This window comes from Lederbergia sp. NSJ-179 (assembly GCF_022867885.1).
GTDB lineage: Bacteria > Bacillota > Bacilli > Bacillales > Bacillaceae_C > Lederbergia.
Map to the genome: position 1 here is coordinate 87,685 of NZ_JALIFP010000007.1, position 24,884 is coordinate 112,568.

At 39.4% G+C, this 24,884-nt stretch carries 17 protein-coding genes; 13 read left to right on the top strand and 4 right to left on the bottom strand.

Features of this window, described 5'->3' with window-relative positions:
- Positions 1–7 precede the first annotated feature (7 nt).
- Positions 8–1,606, bottom strand: coding sequence for a phosphoglycerate dehydrogenase (gene serA, locus MUB24_RS07630; RefSeq protein ID WP_244702806.1), 1,599 nt, complete (start codon positions 1,604–1,606; stop codon positions 8–10).
- A gap of 685 nt (positions 1,607–2,291) precedes the next feature.
- On the opposite strand from serA, the gene MUB24_RS07635 reads away from it, so the two are divergent.
- The 6 genes from MUB24_RS07635 to MUB24_RS07660 all read left to right on the top strand — a co-directional run bounded on the left by MUB24_RS07635 (position 2,292) and on the right by MUB24_RS07660 (position 9,905).
- The gene (locus tag MUB24_RS07635; protein WP_244702807.1) at positions 2,292–3,278 is read left to right on the top strand and encodes a Gfo/Idh/MocA family protein; all 987 of its coding nucleotides are present in this window, start codon (positions 2,292–2,294) and stop codon (positions 3,276–3,278) included.
- A 37-nt stretch (positions 3,279–3,315) separates the two neighbouring features.
- Complete coding sequence (locus MUB24_RS07640) at positions 3,316–5,418, top strand: tetratricopeptide repeat protein (protein ID WP_244702808.1); 2,103 nt, start codon at positions 3,316–3,318, stop codon at positions 5,416–5,418.
- A 260-nt stretch (positions 5,419–5,678) separates the two neighbouring features.
- Positions 5,679–6,068, top strand: coding sequence for a methylglyoxal synthase (mgsA, locus tag MUB24_RS07645; RefSeq protein WP_244702809.1), 390 nt, complete (start codon positions 5,679–5,681; stop codon positions 6,066–6,068).
- Positions 6,069–6,291: 223 nt separating this feature from the next.
- A complete protein-coding gene (locus MUB24_RS07650) occupies positions 6,292–8,028 on the top strand; it encodes an AAA family ATPase (RefSeq protein WP_244702810.1) in 1,737 nt (578 codons plus the stop codon).
- Positions 8,029–8,300: 272 nt separating this feature from the next.
- Positions 8,301–9,215 carry a polysaccharide deacetylase family protein gene (locus tag MUB24_RS07655; RefSeq protein ID WP_244702811.1) on the top strand — a complete coding sequence of 305 codons (915 nt, stop codon included), beginning with the start codon at positions 8,301–8,303 and terminating at the stop codon, positions 9,213–9,215.
- 27 nt (positions 9,216–9,242) lie between these two features.
- Positions 9,243–9,905 (top strand): YkyA family protein, encoded by a 663-nt coding sequence (locus tag MUB24_RS07660; protein WP_244702812.1) that lies wholly within the window; start codon positions 9,243–9,245, stop codon positions 9,903–9,905.
- A gap of 44 nt (positions 9,906–9,949) precedes the next feature.
- Here MUB24_RS07660 and thrB read toward each other — a convergent pair whose 3' ends face one another.
- The 3 genes from thrB to MUB24_RS07675 are packed head-to-tail and all read right to left on the bottom strand — an operon-like array spanning position 9,950 to position 13,219.
- Positions 9,950–10,864 carry a homoserine kinase gene (thrB, locus tag MUB24_RS07665; protein WP_244702813.1) on the bottom strand — a complete coding sequence of 305 codons (915 nt, stop codon included), beginning with the start codon at positions 10,862–10,864 and terminating at the stop codon, positions 9,950–9,952.
- Positions 10,857–11,921, bottom strand: a complete 1,065-nt coding sequence (gene thrC, locus MUB24_RS07670) for a threonine synthase (protein WP_244702814.1) — start codon at positions 11,919–11,921, stop codon at positions 10,857–10,859. The genes thrB and thrC overlap by 8 nt, the downstream gene beginning before the upstream one ends.
- Entirely contained in the window at positions 11,921–13,219 is a 1,299-nt protein-coding gene (locus MUB24_RS07675) for a homoserine dehydrogenase (RefSeq protein ID WP_244702815.1), read from the bottom strand. The genes thrC and MUB24_RS07675 overlap by 1 nt, the downstream gene beginning before the upstream one ends.
- 290 nt (positions 13,220–13,509) lie before the next feature.
- On the opposite strand from MUB24_RS07675, the gene MUB24_RS07680 reads away from it, so the two are divergent.
- The 7 genes from MUB24_RS07680 (at position 13,510) to MUB24_RS07710 (ending at position 24,871) form a co-directional block, all read left to right on the top strand.
- The gene (locus MUB24_RS07680) at positions 13,510–14,628 is read left to right on the top strand and encodes an ABC transporter ATP-binding protein (protein ID WP_244702816.1); all 1,119 of its coding nucleotides are present in this window, start codon (positions 13,510–13,512) and stop codon (positions 14,626–14,628) included.
- Positions 14,629–14,639: 11 nt separating this feature from the next.
- Complete coding sequence (locus tag MUB24_RS07685) at positions 14,640–17,621, top strand: extracellular solute-binding protein (protein WP_244702817.1); 2,982 nt, start codon at positions 14,640–14,642, stop codon at positions 17,619–17,621.
- Positions 17,622–17,688: 67 nt separating this feature from the next.
- Positions 17,689–18,609: a carbohydrate ABC transporter permease gene (locus MUB24_RS07690; RefSeq protein WP_244702980.1), complete on the top strand. Its 921-nt coding sequence runs from the start codon at positions 17,689–17,691 to the stop codon at positions 18,607–18,609.
- A gap of 1 nt (position 18,610) precedes the next feature.
- On the top strand, positions 18,611–19,528 hold the full coding sequence (locus tag MUB24_RS07695) for a carbohydrate ABC transporter permease (RefSeq protein WP_244702819.1): 918 nt from the start codon (positions 18,611–18,613) through the stop codon (positions 19,526–19,528).
- A gap of 24 nt (positions 19,529–19,552) precedes the next feature.
- Complete coding sequence (locus tag MUB24_RS07700; protein ID WP_244702821.1) at positions 19,553–21,700, top strand: YIP1 family protein; 2,148 nt, start codon at positions 19,553–19,555, stop codon at positions 21,698–21,700.
- Complete coding sequence (locus MUB24_RS07705) at positions 21,700–24,003, top strand: DUF5696 domain-containing protein (protein WP_244702823.1); 2,304 nt, start codon at positions 21,700–21,702, stop codon at positions 24,001–24,003. The genes MUB24_RS07700 and MUB24_RS07705 overlap by 1 nt, the downstream gene beginning before the upstream one ends.
- 1 nt (position 24,004) lies before the next feature.
- Positions 24,005–24,871, top strand: coding sequence for a carbohydrate ABC transporter permease (locus MUB24_RS07710; RefSeq protein ID WP_244702825.1), 867 nt, complete (start codon positions 24,005–24,007; stop codon positions 24,869–24,871).
- The last annotated feature ends 13 nt before the right edge of the window (positions 24,872–24,884 follow it).

The following is a 24,884-nucleotide window of genomic DNA, read 5'->3' on the forward strand; positions in this document are numbered from 1 at the left end:
TCAGCTTTTATTTCTCAATATTTACTAGTTCCAAGTACTGAGCATCTTTCAGCCCTTTTAAAGCTTTCAGGCCAACAAGGACTTCTCCTTCCGCCTTTTTATCAAGTGTGAGGACCATGATCGCTTCTCCGCCAACATCTGTACGTCCAACCTGCATCGTGCCGATATTAATATCATAATCCCCAAGTGTTGAGCCGACACGGCCAATCATTCCCGGAATATCATGATGCTTGATATACAAAAGATTGCTTTCGGGACGAACATCGACGCGATAATCGTTCATTTTAACAATTCGAGAACCATAGCCATTTAAAATCGTCGCCCCAATATTGGCTTTGTTTTCTCCTCGATGAAGGGTAACCTCGACATAAGAAGCAAATCCTTTGCTCTTCGGATTTTTAGAAACATTCGAGGCGACACCTTGATCTTTTAACAGATGATGAGCATTAATCAAATTCACTGTATCGCCAAGATGGTGGGTTAAAACGCCCTTTAAGATATTTCGTGTTAATAGATCTGTACTTTCCTTTGCTAGCTCCCCAGCATAGGCGATTTCCACATGATCAGGGGCTTCTTGTAATAATTGAATCGCAAGTGTACCCATTTGTTCGGCTAATGTAAGGTATGGTTGCAATTTCTTCTGGGTTTCACCGGAAATTTGTGGCATGTTCACAGCATGACGAATCGATTGAGTTTCAAAAATATCAATGATTTCTTCACTTACTTCATGGGCCACTTTTTCTTGGGCTTCAACCGTCGATGCACCCAAATGCGGTGTGACAATCACATTTGGAGACCTGAGCAATTCCGTATTGGATACGGGTTCTGTTTCAAATACATCAAGAGCAGCTCCAGCTACCTGACCAGAATGTAACGCACGGACAAGCGCCTCTTCTTCAATAATTCCGCCGCGCGCACAGTTAATGATGCGAACGCCTGGCTTTGTTTTCGCTAAGTATTCATCATTGATTAATCCTTTTGTTTCTTTAATCAGAGGCGTATGAACCGTAATAAAATCCGCTTCCGCAGCAATCTCATCTAATGAAGCTTTTGTGATTCCCATTTGATGAGCGCGGTCTTCTGTTAAATAAGGATCATAGCCAAGAATATTCATCCCGAAGCTCATCGCCCGATTCGCAACCTCTGTTCCAATTTTTCCCATACCAATAATACCAAGCGTTTTTTGGTACATTTCAACGCCTTTAAATGTATTTCTTTCCCATTTTCCTGCTGTCGTAGAGGCATGGGCGGCTGGAATATTTCGGGCAAGGGATAACATCATCGCCATTGTCAACTCTGCTGCTGAGATCGTATTCGCTCCTGGTGCGTTAATGACAATGATTCCTTTTTTCGTGGCGGCGTTAATATCAATATTATCCACCCCGACACCAGCACGGGCAATGACTTGTAATTTTTGCGCATTTTCGAGAATTTCCTCTGTGACTTGCGTTTGGCTCCGAACAATAAGGGCATCATACTCAGCGATCATTATCTTTAATTCCTCTGGAGAGAGTCCTGGTTTTTTATCGACGGAAAAATTAGAATGTTCATAGAGAGCCGTTAAACCTGTATCACTAATTGCATCTGAAACTAATACTTTATACATATTGATTCAATCCTCCTAGTTTTGTGAATTTTCTTTTTGTGTTAAAAAGCAGTTGCATTGTAAAAATGAAAACGTCCCCATAACAGACGCATGCGCCTAGTTATGAGGGACGTGAGATCGTGGTGCCACCCTCGTTTACTGTATGAAAAACTCCTAGGTCTAGCTCCAGCGCCCAGCGACTAGCAAATTTACGGTTTCTTCCTACGATAAGTCAACATCGGTTCGTCCTTCGTCCTCACCGTGTTTCCTTTATCTCAGGCCAACAGGATGTTGGTCAGAACAGCGTTTCGCCAGGACGGCGCGAATTTAGCTGTTCATCCATATATTTAAATTTGTACGTCGCTAAACGGGCGCTTGCGCTTTTCTATACAGCCTCGAGTAAGTTAACGGTTAGATCCGGGCATTGGCCAGTTCAGAAGTGCTAGGCTATTCTAAGTAAAAAACACCGGTTTTCACCAACCACCGATTCTCTAAAGGATTTTACTCAAGCCGTCTTCGTCGTTACTGATTGTTTATTTGAAAAATATTCCGTATAAATATACAGTGTATTTTACCACAGAATCATAATGTTGCAAGAGGATTTTTGTAATTCATATTTTTTTCGGTATATTTTGTCATGAACGATGCAAGAATTGGTAAAATGCAATATAGTATAGATAGATATAATTGGGAAGGGAGCATCATTATGATACGATTTGGTGTTATTGGAACGAATTGGATTACAGATTCATTGATTGAAGCGGCATTACATGTAAAAGAATTTCAATTAACAGCTGTCTATTCCCGCACTGAGGAGCAGGCAAAGAAATTTGCCGGTAAATATGGCGTTGATACAATTTTCACAGATATGGAAGAGATGGCTGCTAGTCATCAGATTGATGCTGTCTATATAGCCAGCCCGAATTCTTTTCATGCCAAACAATCATTGGTATTTTTGAATCAGGGAAAACATGTCTTATGTGAAAAGCCGATTGCCTCCAATCCTGCGGAACTAGAAAAGATGATTCAAGCAGCAAAAGAAAATAAAGTGGTATTAATGGAAGCTTTAAAAACAACCTTATTACCGAACTTTAAAGCCATTCAAGAGCATATACATAAAATTGGGCCGATTCGAAGATATGATGCAAGTTACTGTAAATATTCTTCACGATATGACAGTTACCGAAATGGGACCATTTTAAATGCCTTTAATCCTCAGTTTTCGAATGGCTCGTTAATGGATCTAGGGATATATTGTTTATATCCAATGGTCGTGTTGTTTGGGGAACCGAAGGCCATAAAGGCAAATGCTGTTATGTTAGAATCTGGTGTGGATGGTAGTGGAAGTTTGCTTGTACAATATGATCATTTTGAAGCAGTGGTGACCCATTCCAAGATTATGAATGCTTATCGTCCATCCGAAATTCAAGGAGAGGAAGGGACGATCATTATCGACGAAATCTCCACACCTGAGCACATCACGATTCGATATCGACATGGTTACGAGGAAACGATCAGTCAAGCGTATGACTATCCTTCTATGTATTATGAGGTGGAAGAATTTATTCGCGTCATTCAAAAAGGGGATTTGGAATCAACCGTGAATTCCCATCAAAATTCGATGCTGACGGCGCGTATCATGGAGGAAGCAAGGAAACAAATTGGTTTAATCTATCCTGCGGATAAGATTTAGACTTTATAGACTTTATCTGAAGAAAGCTGGTGAGGGAATGAATAGGGAAAAGCTTTTCGTTCAAAAAAGCTTTTTTGAGACGTTTCTGCAAGACAAGGAAAAGGATTCACCTGTTTCTGTTTTAGGAAAACTATTTTTTCAGGAACAAAAGAAAACACAGGCCGATTTGACAGAGATTCGTTTTGCTCAAGGAGAGGTTTATTTCCATGCTCAGGATTATGAAACAGCTATTTTTAAATGGGAAAATATTCATAATGAATGGGAACCATGGGCACGGAAAAATATGGCTGATGCCTATTTTGAATTAGATTTACATGAAACAGCAGAAGAAATCTATCAATCGATTACAACCGATTCACTTTTACTCAATACGGAAATTGCGCTTCAGTTATTTGGTTTATATATTTTGCAGAAGAATGATGTGGAAGCGAAGCAAATGATTGCAAATGCTGTTTTAATTCATCCGGATTACCCGAATGTAACGAAATTGGCGCGCGCTTTTTTTGAAGAGCAAGAAGATTGGGAAAGTGCAGTAGAATTGGCCGTAAATGAATCCATTCGCACGAAGAATAGAGAATGGTTTCAGATTCTTCAATCCTATATCGAAAAAGGACATCTATGTTTTGATCCTTCCTATTTCATACCTGTATTAGAAGTCATTTTCCCAATAGATAGGGAAAAATTTGATCAATTGACTCATTCCTTATGGCTAAGCTTTGAGGATCAAGGACAGTTATTACAGTGGTTAAAAGAAATAAGCGCTTTGCTTCTGGCTTTAAAAATACCCGAAAAGCAGAGCTGGAGATACTTGCCAAATCTTTTTGAGGAAACGTATCGTAAATTGATGAGCAGTCATTTTCCTTTTCAGGATGTAGAAAAAATCATGCCGAGTTATTTAGAAGCCTGGTTAAAAACAGTGCAAATTCAAGGAGATTCTATTGCAATGGCTGCTGTTTTGACATGGAATGACTATTTCCCTGGAAATATCAATCAAAGCATTGTTGAATGTGCAAAAACTTCTATTAGAAAAAACGAAATTGACTTTGATTTGCGTAACGCTGTTCAAACGCTTATTCATGATATGGAAAATTGGGCCATCACAAATGGAATAGAGTTAGAAGACACTTCCCAAATGAGGAAGCAAAATGAACCAGAGGGAAAAGAGGATCTATCGAAATTATTAATTTTTTGTAAGAGATTGATCCATTATTACATGCAACAACAAGAAACATTAAAAAAGGAAATAACGGATTCAATTGATAAAGAAGAAGAAATCTCCGCAAAATTGCAAGGATCGATCAATCAACTGAAGGATATGGAGGAAGAAAGAACAAAAGACCTTCGCGAGGCTTTTTTAGCAATCGGAAAAGAGATCAGAGCAACCTTGAACAAATCAGTTCCTGAGATAATAAAAAAGTCGGCAGATCTGATCAAAGAAGACTCAGAATTTCGTACGATTCATCTTGAATTAAATATGGACATGAACAATCGAATTCATGATTATATTCAGGAAACGGTCATGCCTTTTTATACGGCCTCACTTGAAAACTGGATTGATAATTCAAAAGGAAATCTTGAAGAGAGTCAAGCACAATTAAAAGAATGGGAAAATGGCTTCAATGAGTACTTGGAAGAAAAGCCTATTACACTTGATTGTGACTTTCAAATATTGGCTGATTGGCAGAGAGACGCAGAGCGGATGACGATTCCCATTCAAATCGATAAAGAAAATATTATGTTGCGGAGTACCCCGTCACAAATGTTATTAAAGGGAGCCGGAAAATTGTTGGGCAGTTTTTCTAAAAATAATGCTGTATTAGCAAGATCCTATCGTCATCTTATTCAAAATGAAAATTATGAAGAAATCTGCGAATCGATTGCAACGAGAATTTTGTATCAGTTTCAGTTGTTTGAAAAAGGAATTGATCGGGACGTCCATCTTTTCTTTCGGGATCCTTTAGAAAACTTGCAAGCAGCGGTAGAGGAAATTCAAGCGGAAATTCAAGAAAATCAGTCTCGGCTGGAAAGGCTAGAACAGGATCCCGACTTATTATTGGGTCCCTTAAAGCTATTCCAATTGCAGTCACAACAATATGATTGGTTAAACGATGTAAAAATGGATCAAATAAGCACAGAATAACTTCAACGAAATTGGAACATAAAATGCGTGTTCAAAAAGGAGGATAAAAAGGACCAAGAAGTTCGAGGCGGTGTAGCTTTGAGCAGCGGACTTGTACAGGATGTACTGACTTCTGCGTTGCCCACAGGACGTGGGCGGTTTTAGCAGAAGATCCTTATCCTTATACATGAGCAGCGGAAAAGCAAGCCAACGAAGAAATTCGCTTATGTCATTTTACTGGACTTTTTGAACATCCTCATAAAGGAGAAGTAGGAGACAAAATGAAAATTGCCTTAATTGCTCATGATAAAAAGAAGGACGATATGATACAGTTTACGACAGCTTATAAGCTGATTCTAGAAAACCATGAATTATTTGCAACAGGCACAACAGGGTTGAAAATTATAGAGGCGACCGGGCTATCAATCAACAGATTCCAATCAGGTCCACTTGGCGGTGATCAACAAATTGGTGCCTGCATTGCGGAAAATAAAATGGATATGATTATTTTTTTGCGAGATCCGCTAACAGCCCAGCCACATGAACCAGATGTTTCTGCCTTAATGCGTCTCTGTGATGTATATGGTGTACCCCTTGCAACCAATATGGGCACAGCAGAAATTCTCATTCGCGGATTGGATCAAGGCTTCCTTGATTGGCGGCCAGAATGACGGTCAAGCAAGTGAGGGAGGGCATTCCAATATAGGGGAGGTCCTAGTCCTCTTTTTTCCTATCTACATTTTGATAAACTGTCAATAGTAGCCAATGACGCTTCCCTCTTAAAATGATATACTAGGACTAGAATTTAGGCCTGCAAGACACAGGTCACAAAGGCGTGGTGAAGGATGTCGCCAATTTAGCCTTTGATCCTTTAACAATGAAGGAGATGGAAGATTGAAATCAGATTTCAAAATCACAACGAAGGTCGCTCCTCTAGTCATTGGTTTGATTTTGATTGTAAGTCTAACGATTTGGGCTGTCGTATCCATTCATAAGGGCACTGTGATTCCATTTTCCTCCATAGAAAAAGTAATTCAAGCACAGAATGGAGAAATGGTTGATCTTAAAGAATTGGCAGATGGTACCATTTATATAAACACTCCTGAAGGGAAATATGTTTCTCATTTTCGTCCTAACAGTCCAAAAGTGGAAGAATTAGTAGAGAAATATAATGTTCAATATAAATATTCTGATGGATCTCAAGCAGGGAATTGGATTTTTGGTGGGTTGCTCGTAATTGTATTGGCTGCCGCCTTGTTTATTCAGAAAAAGGGTGGAATCGCGGGGGCGAAATTGAAACATAACACAGCAAAACCAATGCCTCTTCCTTCGATTACAATGGAGGATATTGGTGGTTTACCTGAAGAAATGAAGGAAGAAATCTATCAGACTCTTGAAATTGTCAAAGACCCTGAGCGTTCAAAAAAAATAGGAATTACAGCACCGAAGGGTATTTTATTATACGGACCTCCAGGAACGGGGAAAACATTACTTGCCCAAGCGATGGCTCATGAGTTGGGAGCCAGTTTCTTTACGGCAAGTGGATCAGCCTTTACAGAATTATTTGTTGGGGTCGGTGCTTCTCGAATCAGGGGATTATTTGAAAATGCACGCAAATCTACACCTGCTGTGATTTTTATTGATGAGGTCGATGCACTTGCGGGAAAAAGGAAGCAGCATGGCGGGGAAGAGGCGGAAAAAACTTTAACAGAACTGCTTGTTCAACTAGATGGAGGACATAAGAATGAGGGGATTCTATTTATTGCTGCCACCAACCGTAAAGATATGCTAGATGATGCCTTTTTACGTCCAGGCAGGATCGATTTTAGCTTCCATGTTCCATTGCCAGATATGAAAGGCCGGAAGGAAATCATTGATATTCATAGTAAGGACAAGCAACTCTCTGAAGAAGTTGTTGCTTCATTAGATACTCTTGCGGAGAGTACATCAGGCTTTTCCGGGGCTGAAATTAGTTCTTTGTTTGAATCGGCAAGTCGAAAGGCTGTTCGAGAAGGGCGAGATTTAGTTGGGATGGAAGATCTTGATTATGCGATTGATCGAACGATTCTTGGGTCCACATCTCGTGCCTTAAATGATCCCGAAACGAAGCGAAGAGTGGCGATTCATGAAGCTGGACATGCACTTGTACAAGCTTTAACAAAACCAAATTCAGTCCGAAAAGCGACAATTATTCCGCGTGGTCAAGCATTGGGATATGTGGCTCCAATCCAGAAAGAAATGCATTTATCAACAACAAGTGAGTTATTGGATCAGGTCAGTATGATTTTGGCAGGTGGAGTAGCAGAACGTCTTTATTTAGGAGAACATAGTATAGGCGTTAGTGGGGATGTCCAACAAGCAAAAAAAGTGTTAGAGGATATGGTTGACACAGGGATGCTTGAAGATGGATTCACCTTAACCTTTGATCAACAAGATAAAGACATGAAAATGCAAGATCTATATAGGAAAGCTCTGGAAAAAACGGAACAGATCATAAAAGCCCATCAAGCTAAATATGAACATTTAGTAGAAGTACTACTAAAGAAAGAAACTTTAGACGGTGATGAAGTTCAAGCGATTGTCAATAGAGGGAGTTTAGCAACGATGGAAGAAGCGTCGTCATATGTATAAAAATAAAGTCCAGTCTTCGTGGTCAAGAGGATCACAGGGACTGGGTTTTTTAATCGATTGATCATATGCAACAGCAATCTTTTATTCTAAACCTTCTATGAAACATACATAACAACAAAAAAGGTTGAAATTTTTTTGATATAATTGTAACTTTTATGTAACGCATTATATTAAAATTGTAGTAGAATTTTGTCGAAAGGGTTGCTAAATAGAAAAATCGCCCCAAAAAATAGTGACCGAGAAACAAAAATTTAGGAAGGTTTGTACATAGAATGAAAGAACATAAGGATACGCAAAAGAGAAAATTTTCAATGATTATTCTTTCAACCTTACTCATAGTCTGTCTTTTTCTTGCTGGTATGGTGTTAAAGGGTAAAGCGGTAGAGGGGCATGACGGCAACCCTACCTTTGAGGTCGCTCAAACGATTGATCAAACACCTGATGAGAAGGCGGGTTTCACCGCTTCCAAGCTTAATGAGTCGATCCGAATCAAAAAAGAAACAGAGTTAGAGAAGAAGCGACAAGAGCAGGCTTTGGAGCAATTGCATAAAGACAATGAAAATAGAGTCGTTTATTTGACTTTTGATGATGGACCCTCACCAGAAGCAGATCAACTACTGGATATTTTAAATCAATATCATGCGAAGGCGACCTTCTTTATGCTTGGACCGAAAATCAAGCAATATCCGGCTGTTGTTCAAAGAATGGTGGATGAGGGATTTGCTATAGGAATGCACGGAATTACCCATGATGCCCAGCAAATCTACAGCTCAGCGAAAGCACCACTAAAGGAAATGATGGAAGGTCAAAAAATGCTTCAAGACATCACAGGGGTTCGTTCGGATATTATCCGTTTACCTTATGGAAGTATTCCTTACTTAACGGAAGACATGCGCTATCATCTGGATCAACAAGGATTTAAAATTTGGGATTGGAATATTGACAGTGAGGATTGGAAATTGGGAGACAAGCGCTTTGTTTCAAAGGTGATCAGGGATATAGAGAATCTTAGAAAAGCAGGGGAATCCCCTATTATTTTACTGCATGATAAACCAAAAACGATTCAATACCTTCCACAATTGTTAAAGTACTTGCAAAAAAATAAATATCAAACAAAGGTGCTGACCAATGAGCAAGCTCCTTATACTTTTCAGTGTAATGAGCGTTGTTATTCAATTAACCAGTAATTTTGATCGCAATAGAGGAGAAGAGAAATGAAGTTATTTCAAAAGTTGCTTGCACTAGGATTATTGATCGTTTCCATTATCTTTATATGTACGTTCTATATTCATCACCAAGATCAAAAGCGGATAGAGAATATTACCCGCCTTTTGGAAAAGTCCGCACAAATAGAGAAAACATTTGCTAGCAATCAACAAGGATTAAGTGCTGCGAGCCAAGAGGAAAAAAAGTTATACGATAAAATTATTTCTTACCAAGTAGACAATAATCAAGAAATAAGGGAAAGTGTTCAAGCCGTTCTCAATTCTATCGAAAAACAGCAACAATACTTAGAAGAAAGCAAACAAAATTTTAGTGAAGCCTATCATACATTGTCAACTATCCAACCATTCATTCAAAAAGTGAGAGATCCAAAGCAAGTAAAAGCAACATCTTCCATGGTTCAATTAAACGAACAGCGTTATCAGCTTTATTTGGATTATGCAAAGGATTATGCTGCCGCCATTGCTTTAAACAAAGAGCTTTATCAACAGATAGGGAAAGAGCAATTCAATGAACAAGAATTGGACCAGCAAGTCGAAAAGATTAATCGACTGTATCAAAAGTTGCATAAGAAGAAAGATCAATTTAATCGTTATACTAGCCAATTTAATCAAAAAAAGGAGCAGTATTATCGGCTAGCTAAACTTATTTAAATAAAAAGAAGCCTTGGATGAGAAAACCTAAGGCTTCTTTTTATTTAGATTGTAGAGGAAACGACCGGATGTACTTGTACACCTTCCGATGTCATTGTTAAACATTCGACTGTGTAATCCGGAAATTTATTTTTTAAAAGAGAGGAGACTGTTTCTCCTTTCCCTGTGTCAACCAAAGAAATTGTTGTCGGACCTGCTCCACTAATCACAGTGGCATAGGCACCCGCTGATTTTGCTTCGAGCCGAATTTGTTTGTAATAAGGGATCAGTTCTGCCCGGTAAGGCTCATGAAATAAATCTTGTTCCATCATTTTTCCGGCAAGCTGATAATTTCCAGACACAAGCGCGGCAAATACAATATTTGCAATCGAACTAGCCGCCGCCGCCTGATTACGTGTCCATTGATTTGGCAAGACAAGCCTTGCTTCATCGGTTTTTAATTCAAATTCAGGAATGGATACGACAAACTCTAATTGCTTATCGATTTTTTGAAACCATTCAATCGATCCATTCGGAAGCTGTGAAGCAATAACCAATCCCCCAAACATGGAAGCAGCGACATTATCAGGGTGTCCTTCTAATTTTGTTGCAATGACTAGCTTTTCCTGATCTGATAAGGATAAATCGCAGAGTTGGTTAGCAAGTTCAATTCCCGCCACAATCGCAGACGCACTACTACCAAGACCACGGGCCAAAGGAATATCACTTTCTACTATCACTTTACTAGCGGGTAAAGTCGTGTGATAGGTATCAGCCGTCTCGAGAGCAGACTGATAGATTAAATGGTCATGAGGATCTAAGATAGGTGGCAGATAAGTCGATTGATGCTCAAACAACCATTCATTTGATTTCTCCACAGTCAGTGTTAAATACTTATTCAAGGCAATCCCAACCGAATCAAATCCCGGGCCAACATTCGCACTGCTGGCCGGAACGGTGATCATAAACTTATTATTCATTTGAGAGGAATCCTTTAATATATTCCAATACCTTCTCTTCATCATTCGGAAGAGTTGTTGTTTTCATATTGATTTCAGATATCGCCGTTTGTGGATCCTTTAGGCCATTTCCAGTCAAGACAGCGACAACTCTAGAACCTTGAGGAATATTCCCTTTGCTATGTTGCTGCAGTACTCCGGCTATCGAAGCACATGAAGCAGGTTCTGCAAAGACCCCTTCCGTTTTGGCGAGTAATTTGAACGCTTCTAGAATTTCTGGATCTGATACAGATTGGATCATGCCTTTTGATTCATCTCGAGCCGCCTCTGCAAGCTGCCAACTAGCAGGGTTTCCAATGCGAATAGCTGTGGCGACTGTTTCCGGTTGTGCAATCGGCTTGCCTTGAACAATAGCAGCAGCACCTTCTGCTTCAAATCCATACATCTTCGGCAGGCCGCTTTGTTTGATTTCATGATATTCTTTGAACCCTTTCCAATAGGCACTAATATTCCCAGCGTTGCCAACAGGGATCGAAAGTATGTCTGGAGCCTGGCCTAATTGATCACACACTTCAAATGCGGCTGTTTTTTGTCCTTCTAAACGATAAGGATTGACAGAGTTTACTAGAGTAACAGAGGAGGTTTCACTAATCGTTCTTACCATTTTTAAGGCTTCATCAAAATTCCCGTCAATTTCAACGATTTCTGCTCCATACATCATTGCTTGCGCTAATTTTCCAAGCGCGACTTTTCCTTTTGGGATGACAATAATGGCTTTTATTCCCGCTTTTGCAGCATAGGCAGCAGCCGCTGCTGAAGTATTTCCAGTTGAAGCACAAATAATCGACCGGCTACCTGATTCAACTGCTTTGGCTACGGCCATCACCATGCCCCGATCTTTAAAAGAGCCAGTAGGATTTGCGCCCTCAATCTTAGCATATAACTCAATCCCAAGTTCTTTAGATAAATGAGAGAGATGAACAAGTGGTGTATTTCCCTCTTTTAGTGTAAGCGCCGGCGTTTGATCTGTTACCGGTAAGTATTCTTTATATGTTGCGATTAATCCCGGCCAATTCATTACTTTCCATCTCCTTCAACACGATAAAAACTAATTACGTCATGTACAACAGGTAAATCCCTTAATTGCATTAAGGCTGTTTGGAAGTTCTCTAAAGAAACAGTATGTGTCACAATAATGATTTCCGCAAGTTCATCCTTGCTTAGTGGAGTTTGTAAGATTTGTTCAAAGCTAATCCCAAGGTCATTGAATAAAGAAGTGATTTTGGAAAAGGCACCCACTTCATCTTTCAAATGCAAGCGAAAATAATATTGACTAAAACGCTGATCAGCACTTTTCAGGACACCATCAAATCTTGGTCCGACAAAATGATGACCATTTACACCAAGTCTCATATTTTTTATAATGGCGACTACATCTGACATCACTGCCGTTGCGGTGGGTAAACTTCCGGCTCCTGGACCATAAAACATCGTTTCTCCAACTGCTTCTCCATTTACATAAATAGCATTATATTCATTTTTCACAGCGGCTAATGGATGGCTATTTGCTAGGAAGGTAGGTTGGACACTCACTTCTAATTGCTGATTTTCGAAATGAGCAAAGCCAATTAGTTTCATCGTTAAACCTAATTTTTTACCATAATTAAGATCCTCAAGTGCAATATGGCTAATTCCCTCGACTTCAACATCCTCTAACTCCACATTCGTGAAAAAGGCCAGTCTTGTTAAGATCGCCATTTTTCTAGCTGCATCTAAGCCTTCCACATCTGCTGTTGGATCAGCTTCAGCAAAACCAAGCTCTTGTGCTTCCTTTAAAGCTTTCTCATAGGAAAATCCTTCTTCATCCATTTTCGTTAGAATATAATTGGTCGTACCATTGACGATCCCCATCAATTTCTGGATTCTATCGGAAACGAGTCCATCTGACAGTCCCCTTAAAATCGGTACACCGCCCGCAACACTTGCTTCGTAAAATAGATCACAATTATTTTCTAAGGCTATTTGTTGAAGCTCTGGACCATATAGAGCAATCAAGTCTTTATTGGCTGTAGCAACATGTTTCTTGGCTTTTAGTGCTTTCGTAATATGTTCACGGGCCTCTTCCACACCGCCCATCACTTCAATAATAATATCAATTTCTGGATCTTGCAAAATTTTATTTGCATCTGTTGTTAATTCTGTATTACCCATTTGAATATGACGGTCTTTTTCTAAATCACGGACTAAGACAGTTTTCACTTTCACTCTGCAGCCTACTTGATGAACAAGTTCATCATGATGATCATGAATTAATTGAATGACCCCAGATCCAACTGTGCCTAAACCAAATAGACCAATAGAAACATCACTTTTCAATTTCGCCCACTCCTTAGCTGTCCTTTGTATAGAAACAATTGTCTTTATATGGTAGACATTCACAGCGGAATTGTCAAGGACTTTTTCGCCCTTTCTTAAATTAATGATTCTAAAGGTATCTGTATATTTTGGTGTATTGATCATCTTTTCATTAGACGATTTATCTTCATCAATTTTTGTCGAAAAAGTGAGTGGTGTGAAAAATCTTCACACCAAATTCACAGGAAATAAAGTAGCATTTATTTAAAAGAAAGCAAGATATATATTCTATTGTCTAGGAGGGAACCTATATGGCAGGAATTTTATTGAATAATGTGTCAAAGCAGTATGGGAAATTCAAAGAATTTGCCGTAAAAGACTTCAATTTAGATATTGAAGATCAGGAATTTTTAGTTTTTCTAGGACCTTCAGGGTGTGGAAAATCAACCACCTTGCGGATGGTTGCGGGATTGGAGGATATTACAGGAGGAGAGATTTTTATCGGCGACACGCTTGTGAACGATATACCCCCAAAAGATCGCGATATCTCCATGGTTTTTCAAAATTATGCTCTATACCCAAATCTAAGCGTTTACGAAAATATCGCATTCGGACTTCGGATTAGAAAAGTACCTAAGTTTGAAATTGAAGATGCGGTCAAACGAGCGGCTCGAGTATTGGAGATTGGTAGCTTTTTAGATCGTAAACCAAGGGAATTAAGTGGTGGTCAAAGGCAGCGTGTTGCTTTAGGAAGAGCCATTGTTAGGCAGCCTCAGGCTTTTTTGATGGATGAACCCTTATCCAATTTGGATGCGAAATTGCGGGTGCAAATGAGGGCGGAAATCATTCGCTTGCATAAAGCAATCGGCGTTACAACGATTTATGTTACCCATGATCAGATTGAGGCGATGACAATGGGGGATCGAATTGTCGTAATGAATAGAGGGATTATCCAGCAAGTAGATACGCCTGAAGTGATTTATAATCGACCACAAAATATGTTTGTAGCCAAATTCATTGGAAATCAGCCAATGAACTTTTTCAATGGAACGATCCGGGAAATTGATGGTCATATTCGGTTCTTTACGAAAGCGTTTAATTTACGTTTAACGGATGAGCAAGCCGCCATGATGAGGAATAAAAGAATGCATGATTATGAGGTTGTGATGGGAATAAGACCAGAACATATCGGAGTTGAGCGGGAATTACTAGATTACTACCCACATGCTACAATTAAAGGATTTTTGCAATTTAATGAGTTTATTGGTTCTGACCATTATTACCATGTAGACGCCTATGGAAAAGAATCCTTCACAGTAAGAGCCCATCCAAGATATCGATATGATGAAGGGGATGAAGTAACTGTAGCGGTTGATATGGGAAAGGCATTATTCTTTGATAAGAATAGTCAAGAATTAATGACAGATTAAGGGAGGAAAAAATGAAATCGTTTAAAATATTTTCAACCAGACAATCGTTCTATTTTTTCGTGATAGCCGTCTTTATTTTAAGCCTATTCCAACCTTTCACAGATCCCAAAATCGCAGCGGCAGAAGAAGATAAAGCCGAAGTAAAATCAGATTTATCGCAATTTATTGAACCCTTTTATTACGATATTTTGCATAATTGGCAAGAGGAAGGGATTAAATCTGGGAAAGACCATATAAAAGTGGAAGGGAAAAACGTAGCGAAACTGTCTGATGATGCTGCATTCACTGTTGATTCCTATAAAGGACGAGATCAAGTGGGAATATTTGCGGATTCAGTTGGTTGGGTAGAATATGAAGTGGATGTGAAGAATGCAGGACTATATGAAATCGGGATGGACTATATTCCTCTATCTCAAGGGGAAGGTGGAAGCCGTCAATCTGTTATTTTAAGTGTAGAGATAAACGGATCGATTCCATATCGGGAGGCACGTTCCATCGAATTAAGAAGACAGTATATAGATCAAGATCCACAATTTGATGACGAAGGAAATCAAATTAGATCATTAGTAGAGGACATTTCCGACTGGACGACAGCTCCGTTTCGCGATCCCGGGGTAAGTGTGGAACCGCTTCAATTTTATTTGGAGAAAGGAAAAAACACCATTCGCATCCAGCCGCAAAGAGAAGCAGTGGCGATTGAATCCTTTACGATTCAACCACCCTCTAGTTATCCGACTTATAAAGATGTAAAAGCGGAATATCCAAAAAGCGACACAGGTTCCGATCATACAATTAAACTGGAAGCGGAAGATTTTCTCTCGAAAAACTCAACATCAATCCAAGTACAATATAACCGGGATCCTTTAACTACACCTGAATCATTGAATAAAGTGAAGTTCAATACGTTAGGAGGAACTAGTTGGCAAGATGGCGGGAAAGCCGTCACATGGGAATTCGAAGTTCCTGAAACGGGAAAATATAAAATTGGCTTTCGTGGTTTACAGAACTACCGAAAAAGTTTGGCCACTTTTAGAAGTATTTACATTGATGGTGAAATTCCATTTGCAGAAATGAAGAACTTCAAAATTCCTTATGCAGCAAAATGGCAGGAAGTGATTGTTCAAGATGAAAAGGAACAGCCCTACCAATTCTACTTGGAAAAAGGGAAACATACTCTTACTTTTGAGGCTACCTATGAACCATTTATGCCGATCATTACTCAAATAGAAGAAGTATCGGAGCAAATTAAGTCTGTATCACAGGAACTGCGCCTTGCTTCTGGGGGGAGAATTGAAAAAGGGAAGGCCGTTGTTGATGAATTCAGGGTTTGGAATGTAAAGAAAGAGTTGCCCGGATTGATCGAACAGCTTGAAGCCATGCATGATCAACTTGCTAAAATGGCAAAGCAAACAATTGAAATTAATGGAGAAAGAAATAATGTTTCACAAGCTTTTGAATCAGCTGTCCAGGACTTAGCTAAATTATTAGAAAAACCAAATGAGATTCCCAATAAGCAAGTGGTTATTGGAACAATGCAAGAGAAAGTGGATCAACAAAGACAAGAACTAATGGACGGTCCATTAGAGATCGACAAACTTTATTTGGTATCAGAAAAAGAAGATTTCCCAAGAATGACAGCCAATCCATTTGAAAAAGTAAAGGGAACCTTTCATTCTTTACTCTATTCTTTCCAAGATCGGAATCAATTGCGAGAGCAAAAAGAGGAAGATTTAAATGTTTGGATGATGTGGGGCCGTGATTATGCGGAAGAATTACAACAATTGGCTGACCAATATTTCACTCCTAAATATGGCATAAGGGTAAAAGTCAATCTCATCCAAGATCAAAATCTATTAATTTTGGCAAAAGCTGCCGGCATAATGCCTGATGTTGCGCTTGGGGTACCGAGTGGTATGCCTTTTGAGATGGCTCTCCGCGGAGCAGCGAAAGATATTTCGGAGTTGCCTGGTGCAGATGAAGTACTGAATCAATACGCACCTGGATCATTGCTTCCTTATTATTATGATGGACATTATTACGGGATTCCAGAAACGATTAATTTTAAAGTAATGTTTTATCGAAAGGATATTTTACAACAATTAGGCCTTGATATTCCTGAAACATGGGAAGATGTCTATGATATGATTCCGACCTTATTGCAGAATCAATATAATTTTTATGCGGATCCGAAAGATTTTTCCTATATGCTGTATCAAAACAATTCAGAGCTTTATACGGATAATGGATTGGCAACAGCTTTAGACCAACCGGACGCTTTTAAGGGATTTAAAGAATGGACGAATTTATTTAACCTGCATGGACTTGATAATCAGGTGCAGAGTTTTTATCAACAGTTCCGGAAAGGGACCATGCCGATCGGTATTTCTGATTTTAATCAGTATATGCAGTTATTAGTAGCAGCCCCAGAAATTTTGGATACATGGGGAATCGCGCCCATTCCTGGTCATATAAACAGTGAAGGGGAGCTTGTTCGCTGGGCTGGAGGAACGGGTATGGATACAACGAGTATGATGCTATTTAATGATACACCAGAAGAGAAACAAGAGTTGGCATGGGAATTTGTTAAATGGTATACCTCACCCGAGATCCAAACAGAATATGGGTTAAATCTGGAACAATTCAGAGGCGAAACTTTTCGCTGGAATTCGGCCAATATTAAGGCATTTCGTAAGATGCCTTGGAGAAAAGCGGATTTAGAGGCAATATTGGAACAATGGAGATGGGTAAAGGATGTGCCCAATGTACCTGGGGGTTATATGACAACAAGGCAATTGGATTTCGCTTGGAACCAAACTGTTTTGGAAAGCGAAAATCCTCGAGTGGAATTAGAAAAGGCGGTAAAAGAGATCAATCGTGAGTTAAAAAGAAAGCAAATTGAATTTGACATCCTGGACGAAAACGGCAATGTTTTACATCCATTAAAGTTACTTGATGTATCGAAGCCATGGGAAGGAGTGAACCAAAATGAATAGTCATACGCAAGTGGAGAATACAAAGGCAGGTTCAGTTGAGCGCGTCCCAAGTCCCTTTAAACTAAAAATGAAGAATAAGACAAAACAATTATTGGCTGATATTTGGAAATTTCGCTTATCCTATTTGTTTATTGCTCCCTTTATGATTATGTTTATTATCTTTATTGTTGTTCCTGTTATCGCAGCGATGGGGTTAAGTTTCACGTATTTTAATTCGATTCAATTTCCAGAATGGTCAGGCTGGTTAAACTATCAAACCTTGTTCTCACAAGATATCGTGTTCCTACAGAATGTTTTACCGAATACCTTTAAGTTTGCTCTTTTTGTAGGACCTGTCGGGTTTATTCTTGGATTTCTGTTGGCTTGGTTTATTTCCCAATTGCCCAACACGGTACGAATGATATTTGCACTGGCGATGTATGCACCATCGCTAGCAGCAGGGGTTGCGATGGCTGTCGTTTGGCAAGTTATGTTTTCAGGGGATCGAACAGGTTATATTAACAGCTTTCTCCTTAAATTTAACTTTATTACAGAACCAGTAATTTTTTTGCAAGATCAGAATTGGCTCTTGAATATTATGATCGTCATCTCGATCTGGTCAAGTATGGGGATTGGTTTTCTAGCGTTATTAGCAGGATTGTTAAATATCGATCAGGAGCTATATGATGCAGGAAGAATTGACGGTGTTTCAAGCAGATTACAGGAAATTTGGTATATTACTTTGCCGTCCTTAAAGCCGCAATTATTATTTGCCGGGATCATGTCGATCGTTCATACGTTACAATCCGGAGAATTAGGTGTCCAGCTGTCTGGTACAAATCCAACCCCAAACTATGCTGGGCAAGTAATGATCAGTCATATTGAGGATTATGGATTTATCCGTTTTGAGCTCGGGTATGCGAGTGCGGTCTCTGTTATTCTTTTGTTGCTTATGTTTTTGCTAAGTCGAGTCTTCACCTATCTCTTTGGTGAAAAGGAGGACGCTTAGGATGAAAATCGTCGATAAATTAAAAAATGCGGGCGATGACATCGTCTTTAAAATCAAGAACTTTGGTAGGGATATTAGAAGATTAGATGCCACCCAGTGGGTAATTTTGTTCTTTCTTACATTATTAGCGATTTTTATGCTATTGCCGATTGTCTATATTTTTAATCATGCGTTTAAGCCTTTACATGAGTTGTTTTTGTTTCCACCAACTTTTATTGTGCAAGATCCGACTTTTCAAAACTTTGTTGAATTGATGTCAATGACACAAGACACGTTTATTCCGGTTTCACGTTATATTTTTAATAGTGTGATTGTGACGATCTCTGCCACTGCTGCAATGGTGATTACAAGTTCATTATGTGCTTATGCCTTGTCAAAGCACAAATTTCCGGGTAACAAGTTAGTATTCGGGATTATTATGCTCTCGCTCTTGTTTGTTCCAACTGTTTTACAAATTCCAAGGTATGTGGTTGTCCAAAACTTAGGAATTATGAACACATACTGGGGTCATGTATTGCCAATGGTGGCGATGCCGGTAGGGGTATTCTTGATGAAGCAATTTATGGATCAAGTACCTAACGAGATAATGGAAGCGGCAAAGATTGATGGCGCCTCAGAGTTTGGCATGTTTATGCGGATTGTAATGCCGATTGTGACACCTGCGGTTGCGACGATTGCGATTATATCCTTTCAAGGTGCCTGGGGAAATGTGGAAACCTCGCAATTATTTATGCAAGATGAATCGATGAAAACCTTGCCCTATTATATGCAATCACTGACAGCCAATTTGGCTAATACAGTGGCAAGACAGGGAGCCGCTGCTGCCGGGGCCTTGATTATGTTTTTACCGCAATTGATCATATTTTTGTTTTTCCAAAGAAAGGTTATTGCGACAATGGCTCATTCTGGAATTAAATAAGGCAGGGAAAAAGGAGGTACTGTAATGAACATAATACGTAGAATTTGGCACTTCTTATTCGCCTCTATCAGCCTTATAATCTTGTTTTTGTCTTCCTCTTTGATGGTGAAGGCAGACGCACCCTATGAAACTTTCAGTGTGAATGGTTTTGGTAGAACAATATTTACACAGCCTGCATATGAACCGACCGGGGTATTGGCACAAGATATATATGTGACTGATGAAAATGGCGAAAGCGTTTATTCTCCATTAAAGCAACCACAAGATTTATTTATTGATGAAAATGATCATATTTATATTGCGGATACTGGAAATAACCGCATTGTCCATTTGGATAAAGACGGGCAGCTGATTCGAGTGATTTCGGTTCCAGAAAGTCCATTGAATCAGCCGTCAGGGGTTTTCGTTGATAAAAATGGAGATATTTTTGTAGCGGACACTGGAAACAAAAGGGTCCTCCGATTAGATAAGGATGGAAAGCTCATCAAAGAATTTGGACGTCCTGAATCAAAGTATGTGGATGACAAGTTTGTCTATGAACCGATTAATATGATTGTGGACCGCCGTGGCTTTATATTTGTTGTCTCCCGCGGAACCTATCAAGGGATTGTTCAGTTGGATCCAGAAGGAGAGTTTTACGGATTCTACGGGACAAATGTAACGGAAGTTTCGTTAATGGACCGGATTCGGAATATCTTTTATACGGAGGAACAATTGAAGCGGCAGGTTCGACTGCTCCCGAACCCGATTCGTAATATTGATATTGATCAAAATGGGTTTATTTATACCGTTTCCCGGGATAAAACGGAACAAATTAAAAAGATTAATGTCCGCGGTGAAAACCAGTGGAAGGGTTTCTCCTTTAGTGACAATATTAATTTGGATTTTTTGCGAAGAAGAATGATGACACCAACGGATGATGAGGAAGGGCCTCCAGCTACGGAAATTACCGATGTCACGGTTGATCAGAATGGCATTGTGACAGTGATTGATAAAGCAAATGCGATTATCGCCCAATTTAACCAAACAGGTGAACTGCTCTTTTTCTGGGGAGCGCCAGTGACCTCCGGTTCTCCGCAGGTCGGCGTTACAAAGAGTCCGGTTGCCCTTGATACAAATAGTGAAAATAAGATTTTTATTTTGGATGACTCCCTTAACTTAGTTCAAGCGCTTCAACCAACGGACTTTGGTCAAGATATTCAATCAGCTTATATTCTTACTCAAGAGGGGAGATATGAAGAAAGCGAAGAGTATTGGGATAAAATTGTGAAGCAAAATGCCTTATTTTCGCCCGCTTATGAAGGACTTGCACGTGCTGCTTTTTCCCGGGAGAATTACGAGGAAGCAAGAGAATTGTATAAACTATCAGGGGATGAAACAGGCTATTCCGATTCCTTTTGGCAAATCAGACTGCAATGGTTTCAAAAGAACTTTGCCTATTTTGCTAATGCGTTTCTTGTGATTGGAGTAGGGACCATTGTCGGCTCTCAATATCAAAGAAGGAGCAAACGGAAAATTAAAAGAGTCAAAAAGAACAGGGCAAGGAAAAAAGAACTTACGTTAATCGAGCATTTAAAGCATGCTTTCTATATCCTTATCCATCCTTTAGATGGGTTTGCCGATATCAGATATAGCAATAAAGGCGGTTATTTAAGTGCTTTCGTTATTCTCGCCTTAGTAATCGTTGTCGCTTTAACGAGAATTTATTATACGAGTTTTACCTTCCAGCCTATTCCAGTGGAAAACTTGAATGCCGGATCGATTTTATTAGGCGCAACAGTTGTCTGGGTATCTTGGGTCATTTGTCATTATCTCATCGGGGCGATTCGTTACGGGCAAGCTCGTTTTAAAGATGTGTTCATCGGCAGTGCCTATTCCTTATTACCGGTATTTTTATTAGGCCTTCCAATTGCTTTATTGTCTAATATTATGACGTTAAGTGAAGGCTCCATTTATGGATTTTTCACTTCAATGATGATTATCTGGTGTGCGGCCCTATTCTTTTGGATGGTGCAAGCTTTACAAAATTATTCCGTCGGTGAAACGATCGTCAATATTTTGTTAACCCTATTTTCGATGATCATGTTATGGGTGCTGATCTTTATTATCGTTGGCTTATCTTCCGAGACAATTGACTTTGTCTATACACTTTATCAGGAGGTGACAATGTAATGTTTAAGAAGAAAGCGATGCTGCTCATCCTTTTAGCTTTACTGCTCGTCTTCAACTCAGGAACCGTTATGGCCCAAACAGATTCATCTGAAGAGGAGCAAACAGATGAAAATGCAGCAGATGAGGCAGCAAGTGAGGAGACAGAGGTACCGAAGGGAACAGATAAAGTGGTAGGTTCCCTTCCAGATGAAAGTAAATTTGAAGCTGTGGCTGAAAATGACAACTTCATTTTACAAGCGGACCCGAAAAGTGGACATTTTACTGTGACGAACAAAAAATCTGGAAAGGTCTTAAGATCATTTCCTAATCCAGAAGGCTGGGGAGAAGGGCAGACCTCTGAGGTTTGGCAAGTCCATTTGCAATCTCCTTTCATGTTCACGTATGTAGAATTTAATGTTCGTAAAGATGTCGTGAAAGAATCAAACTTTAATAGTCAAGGAGGAGAAGTCGATTATAAAAAAATTGAAAATGGCTTCCAAATTACCTATGACTTACCCAAAGTGGGCTTCGTGATTCCTGTAGAGGTAAAACTTGGTGATGACTACGTTGAAACGCGGATTTTAGCGGATGACATTGTCGATGGAAAAGAAGTTCCTAAGGATAAAGAGGAGGCGAAAAAAGATCCGAAAAGCAGGCTCGTTTCCTTACGCTTATTTCCTTTTCTAGGAGCAGACACTTCAGAAAAAGAAAATGGCTATGTATTTCTTCCTGATGGTCCGGGTGCCTTAATTGAGTTTCAAAAAGACCGGGCAAGCACAAATAACTTGTATACGGAGAGGGTGTACGGAGATGACTTGGCTTTTTCCTCCAAATCCAATCTTTCTAATCGACAACCTGTTCGAATGCCTACTTTTGGGATAAAATCGGGAAACGACGCCTTCTTAGGGATTATTGAGGACGGGGATGTGTATGCCAATATCGTTTCTGCGCCGTCTCAATCCTTAAGTCAGTACAATTGGGTAACAGCAGAACATTTATTTCGCTTTAAATTTTTCCAGCCGACAAATCGGAAGACATTCGCAGGATTTCATACCTATTCCGATGAGATGCAAAGAGGGGATCGTTCCATTCGCTATTATATGCTGGAAGGAAACGACCCAGGCTATGTCGATATGGCAACAAAATACCGTGACTATTTAATGAAAGACCAAGGTTTAAACCGACAAGAGGCAGCGGAGAATATTCGCTTACAATTAGATCTGCTCGGCGGTGGAACGAAAAGTGGCTTTATAAGAGATTCTTTTCTTTCCCTAACAACGACTGAACAAGCAACTCAAATGGTGAAAGAACTGAATAGTTTAGGTGTAGAGGATATGGCGATTCATTATTATGGCTGGCAAAGAAAGGGATATGAAATGTATGGCGGACATTTCCCTGTAGCGAAAAAGCTGGGTGGAAATGAAGAAATGAAGAAATTTGTCGATTTCGCCCATAATAAAGGTTTTTCCGTTTATTTAGATGCAAGTTCCTATACGTATAATAATACGAATAAAGATGGTTTTCGACCTAACCGCGATGGCCTCCGCGATTTAAGCTCGACTATCATTAAATACTATAGGTTTGGCGAGGAAAGTGTATTGGTTAGTCCGAAATTTATGGAAAAAACAATTATGAAAGATTTCAAAAAGGCAAAGGAATTGCAAATAGATGGTTATTTATACGGTGAGGGTATAGGTGCCATGTTATCAACAGATTATAATGATCAGCACTTTGCAGACCGGAAAGAGGCAAAGGCGATTCAAGAAAATATTATGGCTAAGACAGCGGAGGAGCTTGGCGAAGTCCGGGTCGCGCATGGGAATTTCTATAGCTTGAAGAACATTAATCATCTTAAGCAGATGGAGAATGATTATTCCTATGATTTATTTGTTGATCGAAAAATCCCATTTGCCCAAATTGCGCTCCATGGGTTAATCAGTTATTCCTTTGATTATGGAAACATGGGTGGCGATACGCAAGAACACTTTTTACAAGGGATTGAGTATGGGGCACTTCCATCCTTTATCTTAACCTATGAAAAAACACAAAAATTAATGGATTCCAATTCCTTACGCAGGTTCTATAGCACCTATTACAAGGAGTGGGAACAAGAAATTGCCGCTCAATATCAAAGTTTTAATGAAGTGCTGGCAGATGTGCAAGACCAGTTTATTGTTGATCATCAAATGATGGATAAGGGTGTATATAAAACAACCTATGAAAATGGAAAAAGCGTTGTCGTCAATTACAATAAAAAGCCCTATCATCATGGAGATGTAACAGTAGAGGCAGAGGATTATACAATCCTAGAAGGAGGAAAGTAATATGAAGAAAAGGAGGATGAGTGCAAGGGTTGCCCGTAATTTAGAAGGGAGCTTGTTTATCGCCCCTTGGTTGCTGGGATTTCTAATCTTTCTAGCTTTCCCGTTAGGATTTTCATTGTATATGAGTTTTCATAAAGTGAAAATCCTTCCTAGAGGGATGCAATATGACTTTAATGGTGTAGGGTACTATCGAGAAATACTGTTTAACAGTTCAGAGTTCTATGATTTACTCATTCCCTATTTTCAAGAAATTGTTTTAATGATACCGATCATTCTGATTTTCTCTCTTATGATTGCGATTCTTTTGAATCAAAAGCTACATGGACGCTTTCTTTTTCGGGCGATCTTTTTCCTCCCCGTAATTTTTACAACTGGGTATCTATTAACAGAATTTGTCAACCAAGGAGAAGGAAGCTTAGGCTTTTTAGAGAGATTTCAGCTTGGAGGATATCTGGATACGTTTTTAGGAGATAGCTCTTGGGCAAAACCAGTGAAAACCTTATTAAATCGTTTTGTGTTGGTATTATGGTATTCCGGTGTGCAAATTTTAATTTTCTTGGCAGGACGGCAAACGATTCCTAATTCTGCCTATGAATCAGCACGGATTGATGGGGCAAATCCGTGGGAGGTTTTCTGGAAAATCACCTTACCTGCTATGGCCCCATTTATTTTCTTGAATTTGATTTATACGGTTGTCGATATGTTCACCTTTCCATTTAATCCAGTTATCGATTTAATTGGAACAGGAAATTATGGATATAGTAGTGCGCTTGCATGGATATACTTTACGATTATTGTCATTTTCTTATTAATTGTGATGTTTATTTACGTAAGGATTAATAAGCGACAAAGTCTAGCCAGACGTTAAAGGAGGGCTGTGA